Here is a 25,206-nt window from a genome sequence, read left to right as displayed (position 1 = left end):
GTACTACGTTCAGCATCCGTTAATGATAAAAAATTATCGAAAGCATGACCATATTCATGAGTACTAACACTAATTATGTTATTAGTTGCTCATCAACCCGCTTGATAGTTTGCGATAATTTCTTTAATATTAACAAAATCTGGACCATAAATTTGACGTTGACTATTAATTAGATAAGAATATTGATTATAAGCAACGACGTTTTATTTGATATTGGTGCTTGAGTAACACTTTGCATTAAACGTAAAATGTTATTTTTACCATATACTCCTGCCATAATATTATAAAAACGTAATTGTTCTTTTTTTTCTGTTTCAGTAGCAAGTTGACTTAAACCAACATCTTTATATAATTTTTCTCCATCAACATTATTGTTTTGAGTTCCTAGTCGTGTATTAGTTAAATCATGTGCTAATTGATTAAAATCAAGAAAAGGTAATGGTTTACTAGCAGTATCATAAAAACTATTAAATTCATTATTTGCCATTTGACTAGCTGGGTTTTTAATTTTTCGTTCATTCTCTTTAATAAAACTAGTCATTTCTGATGATCAACGATAACGTAATAAACTAAGATAATAATCACGATTATAATTAGCTTGGCAACTTCAAACAATAATTCAAGCAAGTAAACCAGTAACCAATAAAACTATGAAAATTATAAAAAATTTACGATATTTTTTCATAAAATCTCCTTTTAAAAAAATTATTATTAATAATTTCAAATTCCTTATTTAAATTAATAATTACAGAAAGAAAAAAATATTAATTGGTACCTTCTAGGCATTTCATATTTTTGTTGGCTTTTTTTGAAACTGATAACTAAATCATTACCATTATTTTCATTTCATTTTGATACTTGTATTGGCAAGGATTGTATTTATTGTTTGGTTTCACTACATGCCACAATAGTTAAACTTGTTCTTAATTAAAATTAGTGTCCCTAAAATAGTTAGCAATCTTTTCATATCTTAGTTTAATACTCTTATAATCTTTAAATCTTTTAAGATGTATTAATAATTTTATATGATTTTTATGATATTTTTTTTGAAATAGTTAATGATGTATTTTAAGCGTGATTATTAATTTTTTATTTTATATAGTAATTTATTATTTATATAGGTAAAAAATGCACTTCTATAAATTTTAAAAGTGCATTTTATTTAAACTTATTTTTTATCCTAAATCTTCGTCTTTTGTTAGAATTTCGCGGTTAGGATTTTGTTCAGCTATTAATTGTTTGTAAATTGTATCACGATATTTTACACAACCATCAATAACATTATCTAAAGGATTTTGAGCAACACGTACTTCAAAGATATCTCCCTCATATTTTTGACGAATTGGTTTTGTACTTTTTTCAGCTTTAACTTCGATGAAATATTCCTTAGCCAATTCTTCTTTAATAAATTCATCAATTTTTTTAATGTAAGCTCCACCACCACAAATTGTGATTCCCTTACCTTTTTTCTTTAAGTCACTAACACTACCAGCAGCTTTTTCCCCAGAAGTTCTTAGTACTCTACGAATTGATGGAATAACATGTTCTCTAAATTGAACTTGCATTACATTTTCGCGAATTTCTTCTGGCGTAATTTCAATAGTTTTAGAAATTGACATTGTTTCTCCTGGTTGAGAGTCTAATCTAGGTAATGAAACACCTGAAATAGTGTATGGTTTTTCATCTTGATATTTAAGAAGTGAACCGATGTTCTTTTTAACATCTTCTGCTTCTTTAGTACCAATTTTTAAAGCATGCTTTTTAGCTATGTATTCTTGAATTTTTTGTGTTAAATAGTCTCCAGCACAATGTGTTGTATATGAATATAGGATTGAATCGTTGCTAAGTACGGCAATATCAGTACTTCCCCCACCAATATCAACACACATAATTGCAGTTCCAAAAATATCTTGGCCTGAACCTAATGCTGCCATTTTAACTTCTTCTTGAACAAATCCACGAAGTGCTCCTAAACGATGAACTATATTTTCTAGTGCTTCTCTTTGTACTGAATTAATTTCACTTGGTGTTGCCATTAAAACAATTAAATTACGGTTTTTATCAGCTTGTTTTGAATCTTTAATTTCAAGTTTAAAATCTTGAAAAATTTTAGCAAGGATACGTTGTAAAGCATCTGGATCAGCAATATTACCATCACGAACTGGACGCTTAATAACAACATTTTCATTTGTTTTATCAATTAAAGCTTTAGCTTCTTCACCATAAAGAATAACATTTTTTTCATAGTCTTCAGCAAGATAAGTTGGAGCATCATATGTAAGTCCAATGTTAACATACCTTGCTTTAAAGTTTTCTGTTCCGACATCTAAAGCTAATCATTGGTAGTCATTAATAGACTTAATATTACTTTTTTTATTTAAGTTTTCTTTGGGTTTTTTATCAAATAATCCCATTTTTTTTCCTCCTTCTACACACCTGGATTTTTAATTACTTGGTCTAATGAATCCTTTTTCATATACATCTTGTTTATGAGTTTCATAGGCTTGAGTTCCTCTAATTACACACTCTCTTGGATTATTAGCAGATACCACATGTTCTAAATTTAGTCGTTTTTTTAGATAAGTTGTAATATTTTCAAGCAAAGCACCCCCACCAGTGATAGTTAAACCGTCTTTCATAATCATTTCTGAAAAGGCAGGTCCAGCTTTATCGATAATGTCACTACATAGTGCAACAATTGGTTCAAAGGCTTCGGTAACTACTCTAGCTGCTTCTTGCTTAGGAACTGTAATTTGTTCAGGTTTTTTAGTTTTAGTACTTTTTCCATGGATAGTAATTTTATTTTCACTATCTTTTTCACCATCTATTCAAATACCAGCACTAATTTTTGTTTTTTCAGCCTCCATTGAGCTAAGAGATATATAGTGCATTTTCTCAAAATGTTCTTTAATATTACGTTCAATAGCATTTCCAGCAATTGGAATTGAATCTTGAACAATAACTTCTCCACTTGATAAAATGGCACAGTCAGAAGTTCCACCACCAATATCAAGAATAAATACTCCTGAAGCATCTCAAAGTGCTTCCCCAGCACCAATAGCTGCCAATTTTACTTCAGGAACAATAACAACTTTTTCAGCTTTCATTACGCTTTCATTACTTTCATTATATCTCTTGGGAAATTTATCGCTATAAATTGGAATTTTAGCTACTTTTTTTCCTTGTAGAATTTCACGTAAAACAGTTCTATCTAATTTATAAACCTTAGATGGAATAGCTACAAGCGCTACTGAATTTTCTCAAATTTTTTCAGCTTTCACATCAATAATTTGTGTAAAAATTTCAGTTAATAAAGCAATCAAAGCATTATTGTCACTAATAACACCATTAGCCATTGGTTCTCTGAAAATTTTATTCGCTGGAGTTTTTTCTTTCATTAATAAAGCGGCTTCACCAATGAATACTTCTCCGTTTTCTGTATCAAATACAATTGCTGATGGTTGACTATAAACAACCCTTCCATTAACTCTGACAATTAAATTTCTTGTTCCTAAATCTAGAGAAACAATATTAACGTCTTGGTTATTGTGTCCGTCATTAGCAACCTCTATTTTTGTTGCCATATAAAAATCATCTCCTTTTCCCACTCAAATTAATATTTATTTATTAAGTTGATATATGTTAATATTACCACATGTAGATTTGCTAGTAGTAAATTTAGCATATATGATTAGTTGGCTAACTATTTGTTTAATTATTACTAGTATATAATTAACTAAAAATGTGAATTGGAGAATAATAATGGAAAATCCAAAAAAAATATTGAAAAAATACGACTTACATGCAGTTAAAAAGTTTGGACAAAACTTTTTAATTAATAATAATATAATTGATAAAATTGTTAAAACTAGTAATTTTAAAGATGAAGATGGCATTGTTGAAATTGGAGCGGGCATTGGTCATTTAACCAATAAATTACTCAGCACTGCGCAAAAAGTTGTAACAATTGAAATTGACAAAAAATTAATTCCTGTTTTAGAAAAAGAGTTAAATGAATACAAAAATTTAAAAATTATAAATGATGATTTTTTAAATTTAGATTTAAAAAAAATCATTAATGAAGAATTTGCAATAAATCAAAAAATTCATGTAATTGCAAATTTGCCTTATTATATTACTTCACAAATTGTTTTAAAATTATTAGAAAATATTGAATTATTTGATTCATTTACATTAATGATGCAAAAAGAAGTTGCACAAAGATTTTGTGCTAAACCTAAAACTAAAGTATATAATAATCTTTCTGTTATGTGTCAATTTTATTGTGATGTTAAAATTATTTTTGATGTTAGTCCTAATAATTTTACTCCGATACCTAATGTCACAAGTAGTGTTGTTTATTTTAAAGTAAATCCTAAATTTCAACTTGATGAACCACAATTATTTTGAAAATTTGTAAGAAGTGGCTTTGTTAATAAGAGAAAAACATTAGTTAACAATTTGGGTATTTATTTAAATAGCAAAGAAAAAGCCGTTAATTTAATTAACGACTTATCTTGATCATTAACAATAAGATCTGAAGAATTAACATTTTCAATGTTTTATCAGTTATTTACTATTATTAATAATAAATACCTTTCAGAATCATTATTAAAATTAATGATATTAGAATGTGGATAATAAGTATATAAAACACCTCAGCAATAATCCTTGTTTATTAATAAACATATTTTTAAATATTTATTATCCGTTAACTATTATAATGATTTTATTTTTTCTTGCAAAAGATATAACTTTTTATTAATTATTTTTAATTAATAGTCTTTAAATTTAATATACTTAAATTGTAATAAACATTGTATAATGAAATTATAATTATAATTTTTTAGAAACATGTAAAGGAGGATTTAATGAATAATGTAGAAAACATTGTAGTTTTTGGTTTAAGTGCTAGTCAAAAATTTACACAAGAAGTTTGTAAAAAACTTAATATTGAACCTGGAAAAGCAGAAATTAGTCGTTTTGCTGATGGTGAATTTAACATTCAATCTATAACATCAGTACGAGGGAAAGTGATATATATTATCCAATCAACTTCGCCGCCAACTAATGATAATTTAATGGAATTATTAATTTTTGTTGATGCTTTAGTTCGTGCATCTGCTGCTAAAATTCATGTAGTAATTCCTTATTTTGGTTATGCTCGTCAAGATCGAAAACAAGGTGGTAGACAACCTATTACTTGTAAACTTGTTGCAAATTTATTAACTGTTGCGGGTGTTGATCGTGTTATTACTGTTGATTTACATTCACCACAAGAACAAGGATTTTTTGATGTTCCTGTTGATGATTTACGAGCAACTCAAGATTTAGCATCTTATTTAATTGAAGAAAATTTAACTAATTTAGTTGTTGTATCTCCAGATCATGGTGGTGTTACTCGTGCTCGAAGATTAGGTAATTATTTAAGTGTACCTTTGGCAATTATTGATAAAAGAAGAACAACTCCTAATCAAAGTCAAGTTAAGTTTGTACTAGGAGATGTTAAAGAAAAGAATGCTATTATTATTGATGATATGATTGATACAGGTGGTACTATTATTAATGCAGCAAAAGCTATTAAAGAACATGGTGCAAAATCAGTTTATATTTTAGCTACTCATGGTATTTTTAGTGGACAAGCTTCAAAAAATTTGAAACAATCTGTTATTGATGGAATTATTAAGGAAGTTGTTATTACTAATACTATTGAAATTTCTGAAGAAAAAAAATTTAATGGCTTAAAAATTATTTCAATTGCTGATTTTATTGCAAAAATGATTGATGCTTCAATTAATAATAAATCATTAACAAAAGTTTATGATGATAAAACAAATGAATTAATAAAAAAAATTAATAATAAAAATAGTAAAAAATAATAAAGAGGAAATTTAAAGTAGATGAAATTAGTTATTGGATTAGGAAACCCAGGTAAAGAGTATGAATTGACACGTCATAATATTGGTTTTATTATTATTAATATGATTTGTGAAACATTACAATTAAAAATTAATCAAACTAAATTTAATGGTCAATATGTTAAAACTGTTGTTAATGGCACTGATGTTATTTTTTTAAAACCATTAACTTTTATGAACTTATCAGGTTTTTGTGTTTCAAATTTTATGAATTATTTTAAAATTAAAATTGAAAATGTGTTAATTATTCACGATGAAGTTGATTTAAATTTTGGTCAATTTCAATACAAACAAAAATTTAGTGCTGCTGGTCATAATGGAATTAAAAGTATTTTTAATCAAATTGGTAGTAAAGATTTTCAAAGATTAAGAATTGGTGTTGGTAAAAATCCTAATTTTAACACGGCTGATTGAGTTTTGAGTAAGTTTAGTAATGATGAGTTAAAGAATATAAACGATCATAAACAATTTTTTGTAGAAAGCATTAGTAGTTGAATTACTGATAGTAAATTTGAAAATATTATGAATAAATATAATAAAAAATAATTAATATATTATGCTAAATTGTAAAGGTAAGTGCAACTAAATTATTTTTCTATCCAAATATTCGATTGGCGAAAGATAATTTAGTATTTTTCTCGGTCTTTGATTTAAAGACAATATAAATTTATGAACTTCATTTTTATTAGTTTTTGAAAAAATAAATTTTTTAGGAAATTTTTCTCTAATTAAACCATTAGTATTTTCATTAGTACCTCTTTGTCAAGGTGAATATGGATTGGCAAAATAAATTTTTACATCTAAATTTTTTTCAAGTTGTTGTCAATTTGAAAATTCTTTGCCACGATCAAAAGTAATAGTTTTAACAATGTTTTTAGGAAGAATTGATAAATAATAACTGACATTTTTATTAATAACTTTAGTAGTTCTGTTTTTAACTAATATTGCTAAAGTAAATCGTGATACTCTTTCAACTAAAGTTATTAAACATGATTTGCTTTTACCTCGTGATGATACTATAGTATCTCCTTCTCAATGACCAAGTGTTATACGATCATTAACATTTATATCTCGTTCTTTAATTGATTTACCATTAAACTTGCCACGATTTTCTTTAGATTTTCGTTTTTTACCTTTTCTTCTTAAATTTTTACTAGTAACTTTATCAAGCATTCCAAAATAAATTCAAGTATAAATTGTTTTAAAACTAATAACTCACTCTTTATGAAAATTTTTAATTCTGCCATAAATTTGTTCAGGTGATCAACCTAATAGTAATTTTTGTTGTACATATTTTACTAAATTCTTATTTTTAAACTTATGAAAACTAATATGTGATTGTTTTCGATTTTCAGCTTTATTTTGTGCAATTAATGAAAAATAATGATTATTATCTTTATTTCTATTAATTTCTCGAATAATAGTACTAATAATTCGATTAAGATTTTTAGCTATTTCACTAATTTTAAATTTAAATTTCAATTGATTCTCAATATAAATCCTTTCATCTATGCCAAGATGTTTATAAATCATATAAAAACTCCTTACTTTTTTCTAAACTAAATTTAGCATTATGAAATTTTTATATGAGAATTTTTTGCAATTTTATTTACTTGCACTTACAAGTATAATTCAGCATTATAAAAATATTAAAGAATATTTTCATTTTTATGTTTTCTACATAAGTAAACATAAAGTTGTGTTTCTTTTTCTTTTTTAATTTTTTCTAATTCTTTTTTTATTTCTTCAATTAATAAAATATCATTTTGTGTTTGCTGATATTGATTTATTTCATTTATTTTTTCAAGTTTTGCTTCTATTAATTTCTGCTTACAAATAGGACAAAGTTTGTCAAAATCATCATTATTATCATTTTGAAAACTGTCATTATCAAAATTTCATTTCATTTTTTAAGTTTCCTTTACTAGTTTATTTTTAATAACAATATTTTGATAATCATTATTAAATAATTATATAATTAATTTATAAATTTATAAATACTTTTTTTTGAGTATAAAGGAGACAATATGAAAGCAAAAAAAAATATAATCAAACCAACAATAGAAAAGGCAAAAACTAAAGTTGAACAACTTAATAAAACTATTAAACCAAAAGTTAAAGATGTAAAAAAAGCAACTAAAGTAAAAACGCAATCAATAAAAACTGACACTCTTAAGCCAATCGTTAATAAGATGAAAGTAGATTTTGAAAAGTCAAAACATATAATAAAAGAAGAAAATCAAAAAATTACTAATAAAATTGTTAATACTAAAAATATTTTAATATCAAAAATTGATCAACCAAAACCATTTAAAACTACTGCTATTATTGGTTGTCAATGAGGTGATGAAGGAAAAGGCAAAATAACTGACTATTATAGTCAAAATTCTGATGTTATTGTTCGTTGAAGTGGTGGTGATAATGCCGGACATACAATTGTTTTTGATCATCAAAAATATAAATTAAGTATTATTCCTTCTGGTATCTTTAATAAAGATTCATATTGTGTTATTGCTAATGGTTGTGTTGTTAATCCAGAAAAATTAGTTTCTGAAATTGAATATTTAAAAGCTGCTGGTTTTAGTTGTCAAAATTTACGAATTTCTGATCGTGCTCATATTATTTTACCTTATCATTTAGCATTTGATGAATATGAAGAAAAAATTAAGGGTGATAAAGCTATTGGCACTACTAAAAAAGGAATTGGACCTTGTTATGCTGATAAAGTTAATCGGATTGGAATTCGAATGGGCGATTTATTAGATAAGGAACGACTATTAGAATTGATTACTGATAATTTGTTAATTAAAAATAAAATATTAAAAAATGTTTATGGATATGAAAAAGAATTTAATGCGCAAACAATATATAATCGTTTATTAGAATTATTACCATACTTTAAAGATTTAATTATTGATACTGGTCAATTTTTAAATGAACAATTAGTTAGAAATAAAAAGATATTATTTGAAGGAGCACAAGGTACTTTATTAGATTTAGATCATGGTACATATCCTTTTGTAACATCTTCTAATCCAAGTGCTAGTTCAATTGCTATTGGTTCAGGTATTTCTTTAAAAGCAATTAATGAAATTATTGGTGTAACTAAAGCATACAGTACAAGAGTTGGTGCTGGTGCGTTTCCTAGTGAAGTTTTTGGTAAATTAGCAGATTATATTCGTATGACTGGTAATGAATATGGCACAGTTTCAAAAAGACCAAGAAGAATTGGATGATTTGATGCAGTTATTGCTAAGTATAGTGCACAAATTAATGGATTTACTAGTTTAGCTGTTATGTTGTTAGACGTGCTTACTGGTATTGAAACATTAAGCATTTGTACGCATTATACTTTAAATGGCGAAATAATTAGATACATACCTTCTCAAATTAATAACTTTAATAAATGTCAACCACATTTTATTACTATGCCTGGCTGAAATGAAGATATTACTAATATTACTAGTTATGATGAATTACCAGAAAATGCTAAAAATTATTTAAAAAAAATTAGTGAGTTGGTGGGTGTTCCAATTAGAATATTTTCTGTTGGTCCAGATCGTAAACAAACTATATTTATTAAGGAGTAAAAATGATTGAACGTTACGAAACAAAAGCAATGACTAATATTTGAAATATGAAAAATCGTTTAAACTTATGAATGAATTTTCAAATTGATGTTTGTGAATCATTACAACATTTAAATATAATTCCTTTTAAAGATTTTCAATTAATTAAAAAAAATGCTAAGTTAGATATTGAATTAATGAATAAATTAGAATTAGAAACTAAACATGATGTAGTTGCGTTTACTAGAATGTTAAGTGCTAACTTAAAAACTGAAAGTCGTTGAATTCATTATGGTTTAACTTCAACTGATATGGTTGATAGTGTCCAAAATCTACAAATAAAATTTTCAAATGAAATTATTGAAAAAGCTTTAATTACTTTACAATTTAAATTAAAAGAGTTAGCGTTTAAATATAAAAATCAATTAGTAATTGGTCGCAGTCATGGTATTTTTGGTGAACCAAATTCATTAGGATTAAAATTTGCTTTATGATACGATGAAATAAATAGACAGTTAGTAAGGTTGGAGTTGGCAAGAAAACAAGTTGAAGTTATTAAAATTATGGGTGCTATGGGTAATTTTGTTCATATTTCGCCAAAAGTTAGTGAATTTATTGCCAAAAAATGAAAAATGGAAGTTGACAGTTGTGCTACGCAGGTAGTACAACGTGATCGTTTGATTTTTTTAATTACACAATTAAGTTCAATTGCTACAACAATTGAAAAAATAGCTTTAGAAATTCGTTTGAGTCAACGTAGCGAAGTTAATGAACTTTTAGAGGGATTTTCTATTTCACAAAAAGGTTCAAGTTCAATGCCACATAAAAAAAATCCAATTGGTTCTGAAAATATTTGTGGTTTAGCAAGATTAGTTCGAAGTTATAATAGTATAGTATATGAGAATAATTTATTATGGTATGAACGTGATATCTCTCATAGTTCTAATGAACGCATTATGTTACCTGATATTTATCATATATTAGATTTTATTATTAATAGAATGACAAATATTTTAGATAATTTAGTAATTAATACTAGTGCCATGGCAAATAATATTGCTAAAGCTAATGAACTTTATTTTTCACAAGTAGTTTTATTGGCTATTATTAAAAATAATCCAAAAATAACACGTGAAATTGCTTATGATTTTATTCAAAAATGCACTTTAGAAGCACAAAATAAAATGATTAATTTTAAAGATGTATTAATAAAGAATAATATTAATCAATATTTAACTAGTGAACAGTTAAATGAATGTTGTAATAATAATATTTTTTTAATAAATGTTGATTATATTTTTAAAAAAGTTTTTAAAGATAAATAATGTTTAATATTAAATTTAATTAGCATTTAATTTATTAATTTTTGTTTTTTTATTTTATCTAATAATCAATAAAAATAAAAGATTAAGAAAATATTGTAATTAGTCACTAGATTATATAAGTTTAAGGAGTGAAAATTATGAAGAAATACAAAATCGATAATAGTTGTCCTTTTATAGATCAAGATTTTAATTTTATTACAAGCTATGATAGTGAAGAACACTTTTATGATGTTTTAGATGATCGATACTTAAAAGATAATGGAGAAATAGATATTAATTTATTAAAAAAGAAAATTAATAAAATAAAAATAATATTATATTATATTAATAATAAGAAATATAAATGTGAAAAAACATTGCATTCAAATATTAAAAAACAATCTATATTTCTTTCTTATAATATAAATAGTATTAAAAAGTTAGAAATTTTCGAAAAACAAAAAACAAGTAAAATTTTTAAATTTAAGAATAAATTAGTTAAGTTTTTAACTTTTGGTTATTATAATTTTGAAAAAAAACGAATTAACAAAATAGTATGTGAAAAAGTTAATATAAGTAATCAAAAAGAAGAATTGAAAAAGGTTGGATTAAAAATTTTAAAACTTAATAATATTTTAGAAAAAATAGAAAAAGAAAAAAGAAGACAATGAGAAAAAAATGATCTTTTGAGACATTGATATGATTTTGCAAGTTCAAGAAAATTACAAAATCAACCATTAATGAGTAACGGTAATCAGTATTTACCAGTAAATAATTATGATAATGAAAAAAGTAGTATTATTTCACACGTAAATAGTGATTATCAGTTTTACTTAAACGTTGATATAGATGCTGTTAACTCTGATAATGGTTTTAATGAAAATCAATATCAACAAAAATGTTCGATTTTATAAAAAAATAAAAATTAATAAAATATTATTAATTTGCTAAATTGTAAAGGTAAGTGCAACTAAATTATTTTTCTATCCAAATATTCGATTGGTGAAAGATAATTTAATATTTTTCTCGGTCTTTGATTTAAAGAAAATATAAATTTATGAACTTCATTTTTATTAGTTTTTGAAAAAATAAATTTTTTAGGAAATTTTTCTCTAATTAAACCATTAGTATTTTCATTAGTACCTCTTTGTCAAGGTGAATATGGATTGGCAAAATAAATTTTTACATCTAAATTTTTTTCAAGTTGTTGTCAATTTGAAAATTCTTTGCCACGATCAAAAGTAATAGTTTTAACAATGTTTTTAGGAAGAATTGATAAATAATAACTGACATTTTTATTAATAACTTTAGTAGTTCTGTTTTTAACTAATATTGCTAAAGTAAATCGTGATACTCTTTCAACTAAAGTTATTAAACATGATTTGCTTTTACCTCGTGATGATACTATAGTATCTCCTTCTCAATGACCAAGTGTTATACGATCATTAACATTTATATCTCGTTCTTTAATTGATTTACCATTAAACTTGCCACGATTTTCTTTAGATTTTCGTTTTTTACCTTTTCTTCTTAAATTTTTACTAGTAACTTTATCAAGCATTCCAAAATAAATTCAAGTATAAATTGTTTTAAAACTAATAACTCACTCTTTATGAAAATTTTTAATTCTGCCATAAATTTGTTCAGGTGATCAACCTAATAGTAATTTTTGTTGTACATATTTTACTAAATTCTTATTTTTAAACTTATGAAAACTAATATGTGATTGTTTTCGATTTTCAGCTTTATTTTGTGCAATTAATGAAAAATAATGATTATTATCTTTATTTCTATTAATTTCTCGAATAATAGTACTAATACTTCGATTAAGATTTTTAGCTATTTCACTAATTTTAAATTTAAATTTCAATTGATTCTCAATATAAATCCTTTCATCTATGCCAAGATGTTTATAACTCATATAAAAACTCCTTACTTTTTTCTAAACTAAATTTAGCATTATGAAATTTTTATATGAGAATTTTTTGCAATTTTATTTACTTGCACTTACAAGTATAATTCAGCATTATTTTGTTTTTTGTGTTATGATTATTTTGTTAGTAAAAAAATATATAAAATTAATAATGCTGTCGAGGATTTTTATATATGGAAGAAAATTTTTATATTAAAAAAGTTTATTATGGTGCTTATGTTAAAAATATAGTTTTGCCTATGAGTGCTATTTTAAATAATAAACGTAATGAAATTGGTATTAAAAATTTAGAGATTAATGATAAAAAATTACGTAATAATGCAATTCGGACTAAAACAAAATTAATACATAAAGCGTATCATAATTTTTATAATTCAAAGGTTTTAAGTTTTGTTACTTTGACTTATGCTGATAATATGCAAGATATTAATAAAGCAAAACATGATATTTCTATTTAAAAAATGGTTATTCTTATTTGGTTAATTATAATGATGTTTTTACTTTTAATCAGTTAGCAAGTAATTATGCTTTTGAAGAAGAAGATTTAATAATTTTAGATGAATTACATTAAAGATAAATTCTAATGATTTAGGAGTACAGTTTAAAAATCAACAAGAAAGTTTAGGACAATTTTGTAAGTTAATAGGTCATATGTTTAATGGTACTATGTATTTGATTGAGCAACATCCTAATAGAATACCAGTACAAGCAAGAGAAAAAGTAGAGTATGTTGTGCAAGTTAAAAGAATGCGTTTTTTGGGCTTTGTTGTTATATTTAATCTTAATTTATATACTAATATTGATGATTATAATAAAGTAGTGTTTTCACGACGCAGAACAAAGAAAATGATTAAAAAAGGCATTATGTCTCCAAGTTATAGTGGTGAAGCAATGGCTATGACTTTATTTTTTCCTAGACACTGGTTAAAAAGTTATAATTCACGTGCTTTACATTATGTGCATGAACTTAAAAGTGAATTGTCACCTAGAAAATACCTTAAAGAAGCAAGTAGTATTGATATGACTTATACTGATATTAAGTCTGCTGGTTTAGATAAATTAGATAATATTTTAAAGAAAAAAGATAAACCTAAAAATAAAGATAAATAAAAATAGTTATAGTCCCAGTAGGTTCACTGGGACTATAATTTGGGTGAGCCACGTAGTGGCGAGGGACGTAGTCCCTATATACTTGTTAAGGAAAAAGAATGGTGTTTAACTTGAAATTTATTGAATTTAAAGATATAAGTTATAAAGAATTTTATCGTTTAACGGGTGTTAAAAATAAAACATTTGAAAAAATAGTAAAAATTTTAAAAGAAGCAGAAAATCAACAAAAATATTATGGTGGTAGAAAAAATAAACTTTTAATTGAAGATCGTTTATTAATGACATTAGAATATTGACGTGAATACAGAACTTATTTTCATATTGGAAAAAGTTTTGGCATTAGCGAACCAAGTTGTTATCGAAATATTAAATAAATTGAGGATATTTTAATAAAACACCCTGATTTCCAACAACTTTCTGGAAGAGTTAATAAAAAAGCATTTTAAAGATAAAACATTTATCATTGATGTTACTGAAACCCAATTCAACGCCCAAAAAAAGTCAAAAGCAGTACTATTCAGAAAAAAATATAAAATAAGAGATAAAAACTCAAGTCATAATTGAAAAAGAAAGTAAACAAATTCTGACAACACATTTTTCATTTGGTAAAAAACATGATTTTTGTTTGTTTAAAGAAACAAAAATTAATTTTTTAAAAAATTCCTTATTAGTAGCTGATACTGGTTATCTAGGTTTAGCAAAAATTCATAATAATGTTTTATTGCCAAAACGAAAATCAAAGAAAAATCCTTTAACTAAAGAGCAAAAACAAAATAATAGGTTAATTTCAAAAATGAGAATTGTTATTGAAAATGTCTTTGCTAGTCTTAAAAAATTTAAAATTATTGCTGAAAAATATCGAAATCGTAGAAAAAGATTTGCTTTACGATTTAATTTAATAGCTTCAATTTATAACTTAGAATTGATTTAGTTATGAAAGAACTCTAATTAATAAAACTTTTTTATTTTTTAAAGCAAGTTTATAAGCAATATTTTTACAAAGTGTTGTTTTTCCAACTCCACCCTTTTTAACAGCAAATGAAATCATTTTCATAACTATTCACTCTCACTTTCATTTTTTTGTGCATATCAATTTTCTAAAATCATAGTCATTAGAGTTGTATATTTTCAATGATTTTGTTTGGCTTCATTTTTAAATTTTTCTACTAAATTTGGTGGACATGTCATTGTTGGTAATTTTTGATTTCATGGTTTGTCTTGATAAGGTTTATTTTTCCAAAATGAAGCCATTTTTAACTTGTTCCATTGGTTTTATTTTTGTTTCGTTTCTTTGAATATTTAATTTCAATATTTATAATCTAAATAATTTTTTAGTTGGAATTACAAGTATAATTCAGCATAAAATTTTTAGATATTAAACAAGTTTATAGTGTTTAGGAACCGCTCCTTGATTTTGATATTTTTTTAATTCTTCTTTAGTTAAACAAGGTGATTTTTTTGGTTCTTTTTGATTATAAAAATTATTGATTTTATTAATATCACTTTGAGTTAATGAACTTGCCATTTCGGTTCTTAATTTATAATTTAATTTTTCTAAGATTTTTTGCTGTTCATTTTCAATATTGATGATTATTTTATTTTGATATTTATCAATGAAAAAAGCTTCTTTAAATTTTTTAGTTTTTTTGCAAAAAATGATCGTAATGTTATTTTTTTGTTCAATAAGATTATTTAAAATTTTATTTTCTTCAATATTTAATAATATTGTTTTTTCTATTTTTTCATCTTTAATATTAGGTAATGTTTCAATATTTCAATTGTTATCTTTATGTTTTGAAATGATAATTGGTTCTGAAATATATTTTAATTTTTGATAATAGTCTGAATTTTGAATCAAAAGTGATTCTTCTAGTGTATCAGTTAAATCTTGTTTTGCCTTAGTAATTGTATCTAACTGTTGTTGTGATAAATCTAGTTTATCTGTTAAATATTTTTTTTCTTGAATAACTTTATTTAATTGTTTAGCTAAATTTTGTTTTGTTTTATTTAAATCAATAATTTGTTCTTCATTACTTATTTTAGTTTCTTTTAAAGATTGAACTTCATCAGTTAAATCTTGTTTTGCATTAGTAATTGTATCTAACTGTTGTTGTGATAAATCTAGTTTATCTGTTAAATATTTTTTTTCTTGAATAACTTTATTTAATTGTTTAGCTAAATTTTGTTTTGTTTTATTTAAATCAATAATTTGTTCTTCATTACTTATTTTAGTTTCTTTTAAAGATTGAACTTCATCAGTTAAATCTTGTTTTGCCTTAGTAATTGTATCTAACTGTTGTTGTGATAAATCTAGTTTATCTGTTAAATATTTTTTTTCTTGAATAACTTTATTTAATTGTTTAGCTAAATTTTGTTTTGTTTTATTTAAATCAATAATTTGTTCTTCATTACTTATTTTAGTTTCTTTTAAAGATTGAACTTCATCAGTTAAATCTTGTTTTGCATTAGTAATTGTATCTAACTGTTGTTGTGATAAATCTAGTTTATCTGTTAAATATTTTTTTTCTTGAATAACTTTATTTAATTGTTTAGCTAAATTTTGTTTTGTTTTATTTAAATCAATAATTTGTTCTTCATAATTTTTATTATCAATTTCAAAATTTTCTAATTCTTTTTCTTTAAATATTAAATTTTGACTTAGTCGATGATTTTCTTGCTTTAAATTTTCTAATTCTTCATATTTATTATCATTAGAATCATCTTTTAAAGATGATCATGAATTTTCTAATTCTTCGAAGACTTGAATTAATTTGTTTTTCATTTCTAAATCATAATTTACTTTTTTTCAATTTTTTAAAAGATTTTTGATACTTTTTTTAAAATTTTCAATTTTTTCTAATAAATATTTATTTTTTTCTTCTAAGTCTTGAATAGTATCGTATACAAATGTTTGATTTAATAAATTTTCTATATTTTCATATTGATTATCATTTTCTAATGATAAACTTTCTAAATGTAATACTTCTTCAATAAATTTATTTTTAAATTTTAATTCATAATTTGATTGATATAAATCGTTCAAAATATTTGTGATACCTTTTTTAAACGTTTCAATTTTTTCTAATAAATATTTATTTTTTGCTTCTAAGTCTTGAATAGTATCGTATACAAATGTTTGATTTAATAAATTTTCTATATTTTTCATAAGTTTTAATTTTACTCCTTTTTAATAATTTGCTAATAAAATACTAACAAACATTATAAAATAATAATACAATTTAAATGTGTTTATTAACAAAATTTATTTTGTAATTTCATTATTTTTTACCATATACTTATAAAAAGCTCATATTTGCTAAAAACAGCAAATATGAGCCAAATAAAGGCATATATCTAAAAAGGAGAAATTATGAAGAAACTTTTAGGTTTAGTATTTATTCCATTATTTATAATTGAATTTATTTTTGCAATTATTGTTATTATCACAACAAGTATCGTTTGCAACTATAATTATCCATATAATGACTTTCTTAAAATAGAAAAAAATATGAGCTTATCAAAAAATAAAAAAATGTTATTTATATTATGGTTGATATGACAACCGGTTTTGATGTTACATCAATTTTACAAGGTAACTCGCAACTAGCAAATAATTTTACTGGTTTTACAAATTATGAAAATGTAATTACTACTAAATTGGATTAATAGCAATATCAACAATCATTTTCATTTTGTCATTTTCACTTGTTAATTGCATAATTTTCTCCTAATTTTTATTGATAAATATTAAAAATTTTAAAATAAAAATTTAGTTATTACAATAGTCATGTATTAAAATTTACATTTTTTGTGATTTACTACTAGAACTTTGTCCTTTGCTTGTTGAAGCTTCGCTATTTACTTTTGATTTTTCTTTTTCAAATCCAAGAGCATTAGCAACTCTTTCTCGTCTTTCACGTTCGTTTTTTTCTCCTCAAGCTTTATTTGTTTCATCAACTCTTTTGTTTCACTTGTCTTTATCTGCTTGGCTTCATTTTTCCATATTATAAAATTCCTCTCAATTTTTTTGAATATTTTTTTCTATCCTTAAAATATCCAAGAAAAATTATATATTTTTAAAACGAAAAATGTGTAAAAAATAATAAAAAATCGCTATTTTTTGAAAATAGCGATTAGAACTTTATTGTTTATGTTAATAAACATTTTACTTTATTTCAGTTATGATTTGAACTTATTGAAGATTGTGGACCTTGATTATTTACTGTATTTTTTATATCTGAATCAAAATCACTGACGTTTAATGGTTCAATATTTGAACTATTATTTATGGTTTTATTATTTAAGAGTTCATTTATAGTTTTATCTTTTCTATTGTCTAATTCTTGTTTTAAAATATCATATTGAGTTTGTAATTTAGTGTTTAGTTTATCACTTATTAAATTTTTAATTATTGAATCACGTTCTTTTTTGTTTTTTTCTTTAAGTTCTTCATTTTTATATATTTTGTTAGAAATTCATGATTCAACTTTTTTTGTTATAGGTGAAAATAATGATGAAAATATTTTACTTCCAATACCGATTGTAACTAAAAAAGCACTAATTGTAATTTTATCAATAAATATGAAACTACACCGTTTAGATCACCACAGAGTAATGGTAAGATTGAAAGATTTCACAGAAATTGAAGTAATTTATTTGAAATAAAACCATATTTAAATAGTGATTTTAGTTTATTTCAAAAATTAGTGAATTCTTTTCAAGAATATTATAACAATTCTAAACCACATAAATCATTAGGATTAATGACTCTTATGGATTATTTTGATAAACTTTTATTATATGGAAAATAGTCCAAAATGTTTGTACCACCTTACAAATCTTTAAATTAAATATAATCGTTACCAGCGCCATCGTCCAAGACCACACCGGTAACTATATAATTGTATCGTAATAAGCATTTTTTCAATGATTACCAATCAATTTTGCAATTTCTGCAACTTTTTTTAAGTTCTGGTTTTTGTTGAATAATTTCTGCTCTCTTTTCTTTACTAAAAAGCATATAAGCACATTCATTGGTCTTTTGATTTTATTTGACATATTTTCACTTCCGAAAATTTAAACAAAAATAAAATTTATTGTATAATCAATTTATAAAATTTAATATAAAATTTTATAATTCATTACGGATTTCTATTTTTAAAAGGAAGTAAAATAAATTATGTTAAATATAAATAACGAAAAAGTATTGTTTGATTCTAAATTTATTGGAGTAAAAATAAAGAATGGTTTTATCTATGTTGAAGAACCTTGATGTAACAACCAAGGAGTTGCCATTTTGCCCTATGTTTTAAAAGACAATCAATATTATTATTTGCAAATACATAAAGAAAAAAACCCAGCTCATGAAATAGTATCTAAAATTAGTCAGTATAGTACTATTACCGGTGGACTTGAGAGTATGGATTATTATACAACAGTTGTAAAAGAAATGTGAGAAGAAGTAGGCATTGATATTAGTGGAAATAATGTATTAATTAATAGATTTAATCATTCTTTTTCAAATAAATCAAGCAATAAAAAATGATTTTTATATGCCATTAATTTAACTAATTTAAATTTAGATATCAATAAAATTTATTATGGAAAAGGTGGAGATGGTACTAATTTTGAAAAAGGAATTCATGGTAAATTTGTTACTAACGAATCATTAATCAATTCTAATGATTTACTATCTATTTCTATTAAAGGAAAAACAACAATTAAAAAAGAAATAAATGATTTTCATTTCAAGAATTTTAAAAATAAAATTCAAAATATAAATGAATCAATACTTTGAAATAAAGAACAAAAATTAAAAAATTTTTTTGAACATAAAAATATCAATGATTGCTTGATAAAAAATAATGAAAAAAATGAAAAATATAATAAGAATGAACCTTTAGTTTTTCTTCTACATTATGCAGTAGATAATGGTTATTTTGCAATAGTTGAATATTTACTTCAACATGGTGCTGATGTAAATTTAAAAGATATAAATGGATGTACACCTTTACAAATTGCTGTAGCAAATTCTGATAATGATATTGAAATAGTAAAATTGCTTATTGAAAATGGTGCTGATATTAATGCACAAGATGAAAATAATTGTACAATCTTAGATTATGCATTTAATAATAATCGAATTGAAATTATTAAGGAAATATTAAAATATGATAATATTAATGATATTAATAAAAAAAAATATATTGACATACTTTTGATTTATTTTTCAAAATATAATGACATATTGTCATGTAGGTGATTAAATGAAAATTTTAAAATTAATGCTAATATTGAAGATAAAAAAAGTCGTTATACTCCTTTACAAATTGCAGTAAAAAATAATAATATTGAAATGGTTAAATTATTACTTGAAAATCATGCTGATATTGATGCACAAGATGTAGATGGATGTACACCTTTACATTTAGTTGTAGAATGTAATAATATTGAAATGGTTAAATTATTACTTGAAAATCATGCTGATGTAAATTTAAAAGATATAAATGGATGTACACCTTTACATTGAGCTGTAGAATGTAATAATATTGAAATAGTAAAATTGTTTATTGAAAATGGTGCTGATATTAATGCACAAGATGAAACTTTGGCTACTACCTTATATCTTTATATATATACAAAAAATATTGAAATGGTTAAATTATTACTTGAAAATGGTGCAGATCCAAATATTAAAGATGTTGGAGGGTTTATTCCTTTAGATGTGGTATTAAAAAAATATGATATTAGTCGAGAAATAAGTGAATTATTATTCAAACAATTGAATTTTGTATATGTTTCTGACAACCCAAGTGATATGAAAAATATCAAAAGAAAGTTTTTTGAAAACGAATTAATTAATTCAACAAGTTCAAAATTACCTAAGTTAATATTTGAAAAAAATGAAATAAATTCTATAGATTTGCAAAATCAACCTTCAACAAGCGGATATAAACGAAGTTCATCACAAATGTAAAAAAAAGATGCTGAATTATACTTGTAAGTGCAAGTAAATAAAATTGCAAAAAATTCTCATATAAAAATTTCATAATGCTAAATTTAGTTTAGAAAAAAGTAAGGAGTTTTTATATGAGTTATAAACATCTTGGCATAGATGAAAGGATTTATATTGAGAATCAATTGAAATTTAAATTTAAAATTAGTGAAATAGCTAAAAATCTTAATCGAAGTATTAGTACTATTATTCGAGAAATTAATAGAAATAAAGATAATAATCATTATTTTTCATTAATTGCACAAAATAAAGCTGAAAATCGAAAACAATCACATATTAGTTTTCATAAGTTTAAAAATAAGAATTTAGTAAAATATGTACAACAAAAATTACTATTAGGTTGATCATCTGAACAAATTTATGGCAGAATTAAAAATTTTCATAAAGAGTGAGTTATTAGTTTTAAAACAATTTATACTTGAATTTATTTTGGAATGCTTGATAAAGTTACTAGTAAAAATTTAAGAAGAAAAGGTAAAAAACGAAAATCTCAAGAAAATCGTGGCAAGTTTAATGGTAAATCAATTAAAGAACGAGATATAAATGTTAATGATCGTATAACACTTGGTCATTGAGAAGGAGATACTATAGTATCATCACGAGGTAAAAGCAAATCATGTTTAATAACTTTAGTTGAAAGAGTATCACGATTTACTTTAGCAATATTAGTTAAAAACAGAACTACTAAAGTTATTAATAAAAATGTCAGTTATTATTTATCAATTCTTCCTAAAAACATTGTTAAAACTATTACTTTTGATCGTGGCAAAGAATTTTCAAATTGACAACAACTTGAAAAAAATTTAGATGTAAAAATTTATTTTGCCAATCCATATTCACCTTGACAAAGAGGTACTAATGAAAATACTAATGGTTTAATTAGAGAAAAATTTCCTAAAAAATTTATTTTTTCAAAAACTAATAAAAATGAAGTTCATAAATTTATATTGTCTTTAAATCAAAGACCGAGAAAAATACTAAATTATCTTTCGCCAATCGAATATTTGGATAGAAAAATAATTTAGTTGCACTTACCTTTACAATTTAGCATTTAAATAAGTGTCAATATCGAGTGAAAATTTCCCAAAAATATTTATCAAAAAAAATAAAAAAGAAGTAAAATTTAACAAATAAAAGTTGCTTTGTTTTGAAAGTAAATATAAAAATATTTACTTTCAAAGGAGAACAAAATTATGAAATATTTTAGTCCAAGTTATTGATTTAAATTGTGAGTATTAACTGCTCCACTTTTAAATAATAAAATACAAGGTATTAATGGTAAGTCAATTGATAATTCAAATATTAAAAATTGAGTTAGAAAAAATACGACTAGTTTAGATTTAGTAAATCAACAATTAAATTTTGCAAGTAATAATCAAACAGATTTTATTATTAACAACCCAACAACAAATAGCAAAATAAATATGAATAAACATCATCATGAAAAACACAGAAATCGATTAAAAAGAACATTAAATGGTAAAAACGAAATAAGGGGTAGTTGAGGTAAAGTAACTTGTTCATTTACACCAAAAACTTTTGAAGGAATAATAGCTGATTATCATTATTGAAAAGATAATCCTGCATGAGAACTTGGCGAAAAATTTAAAGAGGATATGATGCAACGATATAATTCTAATGATATTTCAATTACTGCAATTTTTCCATGAACATAAAAAGAAATACAACAAGTAGGTAAAACAATTTGAGATAATTTTTCAAAAATTGAAAAAGTATATACAGATAGTTCTAGAAAAGAACGTATAGAAATTGTACTTTATGAAAAACCATTTAATTGATTTGATTTTGAATCAGTAAGAATAATAACAGAAGATGAGAAATATTATCCAAATAATCGTCTTGATAATTTAGAAAATGATTTTCCAGATTGAAATAAAGATATAAAAATTAATTTAGGAAAAATTAATCATAACGTTGATAACGAAATGAAAAGTGCCATAAAGAAAAAATATCATAATTTTAAATTATCAGAAGTTTATTTATTGGATAAATCTAATTACTCACACTTTATTGGCTATTTTGAAAAAAAATAATTGTTGGTACTTTTAGTCCCTATTCTTATGGTTTGACAAAACCAACTTTTACCTATGTAAAACAAGATAAATTTAATGAAATTTCAAATATTATAGCAAATGATTCAAAAGTTAAACAATGATTTGCACATATAAATGAATGAAATTCTACTTTACCACAAGCAATCAATAATTCTAAAACATTTAATCCTCAAGCATTATATAATTGAAAAAGACAAGAAAAAGAAATAATAAAAGGTTATATAAGAGATTGAAGTTATATTTCAACTTTAATTGAACATGAATTAAAGTTAGATGAATTAAACAAAAATATTCAAGGAATCAAAGCAGATTTTGAAACTTTAAAAAAACAAGTTAATGAACTTGACAACAGACTTCTAAATCTAGAAAATAAATCAAATTTAAATTGTGAAAACACATTAACTATTGTTAATGGTGCTTTAAATACTATTCCCATAATTGGTAATGTTGTTGGTGGTATTACAACAATGGCTTCTGGTGCTTGTGCTATTGGTGGTGTATAATTTTATTTTTTTATATCTTTAAAATCAATTTTAAGGCACCAAATTTGCTGCTCGACAAACGATTTAAAATTTTATATAGTTAAGTATTCACAAAAATAATCTTTTATAAAAAGAATTTTATCTAATTTTAATTTGGTATTATTAGTATCCATATCTTCAAGGATGGTTTTTATTTGGTATATAAACCTTTTTAGTTTTTATCAAATCCTCTTTGATAATTGGTTTTGGTGCTATTTCTTTTAATTCATATATTTGATGATTATAACTAAGATATAACTCATTAATAAACGATTTAAGTACAATTACATCAGTTCTAGGTTGTATGTATTGAACTTTGCTATTTTTATAAGGAAAATACTTTTTACCATAATATGTTATATTTGAACCACTATCCGTTTTTCTTTTAGAAAATCTTGAAAGATAAATATTTATTTCTTCTTGGTTTGGAGCTTTAATGGGAGCGTACCGAAGATGTCGATAAATAAAAATTTTTAAAAATAACTCCTTTCTTTTTTAAACTATTAAATTAAAAAATAAATGACAAAAGACGAGAATAAAATTCTTGTCTTTTTTTGTAATTGTAAAATTTTAAAATTTTTAATAACCGTCTTTAGCACTATTATCAACACGTGTTAGGGAAATAAAAAAGTGAACTACAACATAGTTGTTAAAAATAGTAGCTAGCATGTGGACTTGCATGGATAAATAAAAAGTGGAGTGATACCTAATAAAATATACTAACCAGAAATGGTAATTCTTGGGGTGGGAGCGAATTGGAAACTAGTATATATAGACCCGGAGTGGGGACCAACTATTATTCTTTATTTAACCAACCTTGCCACTACCAAGTGAGCAAGTGTTGGTTTTATTTTTTATTTTTTTTTGAAAAATTTTTGGGCGAGAAAATAAATTTCAAACTTGTAAAAAAAATTGAGCGGGACCGGTTCAATTAAAATATTAATTTGCTAAACGCAAATTAAATAAATATTGAATCGAATGCCTCAATGTTTTTTAAAATTTCACAATTTATTTTTGAGCCCAGAATTGCTGGAATGAATAAAACAAATAGTAGTATTATTAATAATCTAAGAATAAAAATATATGTTCTTTATGCTAGAAGCAACAGAACATATTAGGAAAGGATTATTATGCAAATAGAATTTAAAAAAGAACAAATTGTTAAAGATAAACCACAATCTATTCTTATTGATTATGTTGAATATAAATTATCTCTTCCAAAATGAATGATTAAAAATAATTCTTTTATTGTTGATAACAGTTGCACATATTGAGTTTTTAATTTAGAAAATATTAAAAAAGAATTAAGTGGTAATGAATTAATAAAGTTATTAGAACCATATATTAAAGACCAAAAAATAACTGTTAATAAACCAACTGCTCCAAAATAATATTATCTTAATGATATAAAACTTGAACAATTAACATTTTATGAACAGCATAATAGTTGATTTATGGGTGAAATAACAGATAACAAAACTAAAATTACTAATCCTTGTTTTAAATATAACATTACGTGAGAAGAAAACAGAAAAGGTTTTAAAATAAATAATCCATATAAACATGATGATTTACCAATTAATTATATAGTTACTTCTTATAAGGAAATTTCAACTCATAATGAAAAAGTATTTTTGTTGAACATGTAAACAAAATAAATTAGATTATTTATTCTTTAATACTAATGATATAAAAACAAGAAAATATTTTTTAAGAGATAAAAATAGTAAAGCAATTTGTTATGACTGTATTTTAAATATT

The 25,206-nt window shown here is 23.6% G+C and carries 27 protein-coding genes and 2 pseudogenes; 17 read left to right on the top strand and 12 right to left on the bottom strand.

Annotated features, from left to right (window positions below):
• Nucleotides 1–169: 169 nt before the first annotated feature.
• The 3 genes from AAHM79_RS09540 to AAHM79_RS09530 form a co-directional block, all read right to left on the bottom strand.
• Complete coding sequence (locus AAHM79_RS09540; protein ID WP_342257744.1) at nucleotides 170–685, bottom strand: hypothetical protein; 516 nt, start codon at nucleotides 683–685, stop codon at nucleotides 170–172.
• A gap of 490 nt (nucleotides 686–1,175) precedes the next feature.
• The gene (locus AAHM79_RS09535; protein WP_342257743.1) at nucleotides 1,176–2,414 is read right to left on the bottom strand and encodes a rod shape-determining protein; all 1,239 of its coding nucleotides are present in this window, start codon (nucleotides 2,412–2,414) and stop codon (nucleotides 1,176–1,178) included.
• A gap of 30 nt (nucleotides 2,415–2,444) precedes the next feature.
• A complete protein-coding gene (locus AAHM79_RS09530) occupies nucleotides 2,445–3,584 on the bottom strand; it encodes a rod shape-determining protein (RefSeq protein WP_342257742.1) in 1,140 nt (379 codons plus the stop codon).
• A 178-nt stretch (nucleotides 3,585–3,762) separates the two neighbouring features.
• Between AAHM79_RS09530 and rsmA the strand changes: the two genes are divergently transcribed.
• The 3 genes from rsmA to pth all read left to right on the top strand — a co-directional run bounded on the left by rsmA (nucleotide 3,763) and on the right by pth (nucleotide 6,464).
• Nucleotides 3,763–4,641 carry a 16S rRNA (adenine(1518)-N(6)/adenine(1519)-N(6))-dimethyltransferase RsmA gene (rsmA, locus tag AAHM79_RS09525; protein WP_342257741.1) on the top strand — a complete coding sequence of 293 codons (879 nt, stop codon included), beginning with the start codon at nucleotides 3,763–3,765 and terminating at the stop codon, nucleotides 4,639–4,641.
• A 230-nt stretch (nucleotides 4,642–4,871) separates the two neighbouring features.
• Nucleotides 4,872–5,879, top strand: a complete 1,008-nt coding sequence (locus tag AAHM79_RS09520) for a ribose-phosphate pyrophosphokinase (RefSeq protein ID WP_342257740.1) — start codon at nucleotides 4,872–4,874, stop codon at nucleotides 5,877–5,879.
• 21 nt (nucleotides 5,880–5,900) lie between these two features.
• Complete coding sequence (gene pth / locus AAHM79_RS09515; protein WP_338958416.1) at nucleotides 5,901–6,464, top strand: aminoacyl-tRNA hydrolase; 564 nt, start codon at nucleotides 5,901–5,903, stop codon at nucleotides 6,462–6,464.
• Nucleotides 6,465–6,500: 36 nt separating this feature from the next.
• On the opposite strand, the gene AAHM79_RS09510 is transcribed toward pth, so the two are convergent.
• Nucleotides 6,501–7,451, bottom strand: coding sequence for an IS30 family transposase (locus AAHM79_RS09510; protein WP_342257739.1), 951 nt, complete (start codon nucleotides 7,449–7,451; stop codon nucleotides 6,501–6,503).
• Nucleotides 7,452–7,567: 116 nt separating this feature from the next.
• The gene (locus AAHM79_RS09505; RefSeq protein ID WP_342257738.1) at nucleotides 7,568–7,825 is read right to left on the bottom strand and encodes a hypothetical protein; all 258 of its coding nucleotides are present in this window, start codon (nucleotides 7,823–7,825) and stop codon (nucleotides 7,568–7,570) included.
• Nucleotides 7,826–7,945: 120 nt separating this feature from the next.
• Here AAHM79_RS09505 and AAHM79_RS09500 point away from each other — a divergent pair, with 120 nt between their 5' ends.
• The 3 genes from AAHM79_RS09500 to AAHM79_RS09490 all read left to right on the top strand — a co-directional run bounded on the left by AAHM79_RS09500 (nucleotide 7,946) and on the right by AAHM79_RS09490 (nucleotide 11,705).
• Complete coding sequence (locus tag AAHM79_RS09500) at nucleotides 7,946–9,508, top strand: adenylosuccinate synthase (protein ID WP_342257737.1); 1,563 nt, start codon at nucleotides 7,946–7,948, stop codon at nucleotides 9,506–9,508.
• 2 nt (nucleotides 9,509–9,510) lie between these two features.
• On the top strand, nucleotides 9,511–10,812 hold the full coding sequence (purB, locus tag AAHM79_RS09495) for an adenylosuccinate lyase (RefSeq protein ID WP_342257736.1): 1,302 nt from the start codon (nucleotides 9,511–9,513) through the stop codon (nucleotides 10,810–10,812).
• A gap of 137 nt (nucleotides 10,813–10,949) precedes the next feature.
• Nucleotides 10,950–11,705, top strand: a complete 756-nt coding sequence (locus tag AAHM79_RS09490; RefSeq protein ID WP_342257735.1) for a hypothetical protein — start codon at nucleotides 10,950–10,952, stop codon at nucleotides 11,703–11,705.
• 56 nt (nucleotides 11,706–11,761) lie between these two features.
• Here the strand turns inward: AAHM79_RS09490 and AAHM79_RS09485 are convergent, their stop codons facing one another.
• Nucleotides 11,762–12,712, bottom strand: a complete 951-nt coding sequence (locus AAHM79_RS09485) for an IS30 family transposase (protein WP_342257734.1) — start codon at nucleotides 12,710–12,712, stop codon at nucleotides 11,762–11,764.
• Nucleotides 12,713–12,897: 185 nt separating this feature from the next.
• Here AAHM79_RS09485 and AAHM79_RS09480 point away from each other — a divergent pair, with 185 nt between their 5' ends.
• The 3 genes and pseudogenes from AAHM79_RS09480 to AAHM79_RS09470 all read left to right on the top strand — a co-directional run bounded on the left by AAHM79_RS09480 (nucleotide 12,898) and on the right by AAHM79_RS09470 (nucleotide 14,765).
• Nucleotides 12,898–13,182 carry a hypothetical protein gene (locus tag AAHM79_RS09480; RefSeq protein ID WP_342257703.1) on the top strand — a complete coding sequence of 95 codons (285 nt, stop codon included), beginning with the start codon at nucleotides 12,898–12,900 and terminating at the stop codon, nucleotides 13,180–13,182.
• A 193-nt stretch (nucleotides 13,183–13,375) separates the two neighbouring features.
• On the top strand, nucleotides 13,376–13,834 hold the full coding sequence (locus AAHM79_RS09475) for a hypothetical protein (protein WP_342257733.1): 459 nt from the start codon (nucleotides 13,376–13,378) through the stop codon (nucleotides 13,832–13,834).
• A 110-nt stretch (nucleotides 13,835–13,944) separates the two neighbouring features.
• Nucleotides 13,945–14,765, top strand: a pseudogene (locus AAHM79_RS09470) (IS5 family transposase).
• Here AAHM79_RS09470 and AAHM79_RS09465 read toward each other — a convergent pair.
• The 5 genes from AAHM79_RS09465 to AAHM79_RS09445 all read right to left on the bottom strand — a co-directional run bounded on the left by AAHM79_RS09465 (nucleotide 14,766) and on the right by AAHM79_RS09445 (nucleotide 18,471).
• A complete protein-coding gene (locus AAHM79_RS09465) occupies nucleotides 14,766–14,888 on the bottom strand; it encodes a ParA family protein (RefSeq protein ID WP_342257700.1) in 123 nt (40 codons plus the stop codon).
• Between the two features lie 2 nt (nucleotides 14,889–14,890).
• Nucleotides 14,891–15,085, bottom strand: coding sequence for a hypothetical protein (locus tag AAHM79_RS09460; protein ID WP_342257699.1), 195 nt, complete (start codon nucleotides 15,083–15,085; stop codon nucleotides 14,891–14,893).
• A 124-nt stretch (nucleotides 15,086–15,209) separates the two neighbouring features.
• Complete coding sequence (locus AAHM79_RS09455; RefSeq protein ID WP_342257732.1) at nucleotides 15,210–17,000, bottom strand: hypothetical protein; 1,791 nt, start codon at nucleotides 16,998–17,000, stop codon at nucleotides 15,210–15,212.
• Between the two features lie 633 nt (nucleotides 17,001–17,633).
• Nucleotides 17,634–17,837 (bottom strand): hypothetical protein, encoded by a 204-nt coding sequence (locus AAHM79_RS09450; RefSeq protein WP_342257710.1) that lies wholly within the window; start codon nucleotides 17,835–17,837, stop codon nucleotides 17,634–17,636.
• A gap of 145 nt (nucleotides 17,838–17,982) precedes the next feature.
• On the bottom strand, nucleotides 17,983–18,471 hold the full coding sequence (locus tag AAHM79_RS09445; RefSeq protein WP_342257731.1) for a hypothetical protein: 489 nt from the start codon (nucleotides 18,469–18,471) through the stop codon (nucleotides 17,983–17,985).
• Here AAHM79_RS09445 and AAHM79_RS09730 point away from each other — a divergent pair.
• The 5 genes from AAHM79_RS09730 (at nucleotide 18,406) to AAHM79_RS09425 (ending at nucleotide 23,427) form a co-directional block, all read left to right on the top strand.
• Entirely contained in the window at nucleotides 18,406–18,645 is a 240-nt protein-coding gene (locus tag AAHM79_RS09730; RefSeq protein ID WP_425289564.1) for an integrase core domain-containing protein, read from the top strand. The two genes, AAHM79_RS09445 and AAHM79_RS09730, sit on opposite strands and share 66 nt — an antisense overlap.
• Before the next feature lie 368 nt (nucleotides 18,646–19,013).
• Nucleotides 19,014–20,810, top strand: coding sequence for an ankyrin repeat domain-containing protein (locus tag AAHM79_RS09440; RefSeq protein WP_342257730.1), 1,797 nt, complete (start codon nucleotides 19,014–19,016; stop codon nucleotides 20,808–20,810).
• Nucleotides 20,811–20,923: 113 nt separating this feature from the next.
• Nucleotides 20,924–21,874: an IS30 family transposase gene (locus AAHM79_RS09435; protein WP_342257729.1), complete on the top strand. Its 951-nt coding sequence runs from the start codon at nucleotides 20,924–20,926 to the stop codon at nucleotides 21,872–21,874.
• Nucleotides 21,875–22,042: 168 nt separating this feature from the next.
• On the top strand, nucleotides 22,043–22,525 hold the full coding sequence (locus AAHM79_RS09430; protein ID WP_342257728.1) for a hypothetical protein: 483 nt from the start codon (nucleotides 22,043–22,045) through the stop codon (nucleotides 22,523–22,525).
• Between the two features lie 410 nt (nucleotides 22,526–22,935).
• Nucleotides 22,936–23,427 (top strand): hypothetical protein, encoded by a 492-nt coding sequence (locus AAHM79_RS09425; RefSeq protein WP_342257727.1) that lies wholly within the window; start codon nucleotides 22,936–22,938, stop codon nucleotides 23,425–23,427.
• 141 nt (nucleotides 23,428–23,568) lie between these two features.
• On the opposite strand, the pseudogene AAHM79_RS09725 reads toward AAHM79_RS09425, so the two are convergent.
• Nucleotides 23,569–23,889, bottom strand: a pseudogene (locus AAHM79_RS09725) (ISNCY family transposase); the annotation flags it as partial.
• A gap of 542 nt (nucleotides 23,890–24,431) precedes the next feature.
• Here AAHM79_RS09725 and AAHM79_RS09420 point away from each other — a divergent pair.
• The 3 genes from AAHM79_RS09420 to AAHM79_RS09410 all read left to right on the top strand — a co-directional run bounded on the left by AAHM79_RS09420 (nucleotide 24,432) and on the right by AAHM79_RS09410 (nucleotide 25,094).
• Nucleotides 24,432–24,563, top strand: coding sequence for a hypothetical protein (locus tag AAHM79_RS09420; protein WP_338958910.1), 132 nt, complete (start codon nucleotides 24,432–24,434; stop codon nucleotides 24,561–24,563).
• A gap of 12 nt (nucleotides 24,564–24,575) precedes the next feature.
• Nucleotides 24,576–24,836, top strand: coding sequence for a hypothetical protein (locus AAHM79_RS09415; RefSeq protein WP_342257423.1), 261 nt, complete (start codon nucleotides 24,576–24,578; stop codon nucleotides 24,834–24,836).
• A 63-nt stretch (nucleotides 24,837–24,899) separates the two neighbouring features.
• Nucleotides 24,900–25,094 (top strand): hypothetical protein, encoded by a 195-nt coding sequence (locus AAHM79_RS09410; RefSeq protein ID WP_342257314.1) that lies wholly within the window; start codon nucleotides 24,900–24,902, stop codon nucleotides 25,092–25,094.
• Nucleotides 25,095–25,206 lie beyond the last annotated feature (112 nt).

This window comes from Spiroplasma endosymbiont of Nomada ruficornis (assembly GCF_964030795.1).
In the GTDB taxonomy this organism is placed as follows: Bacteria; Bacillota_I; Bacilli_A; order Mycoplasmatales; family VBWQ01; genus Spiroplasma_E; species Spiroplasma_E ixodetis_A.
Note: the sequence above shows the minus strand (reverse complement) of the source record. Positions and strands in the feature narration are given on the sequence as shown.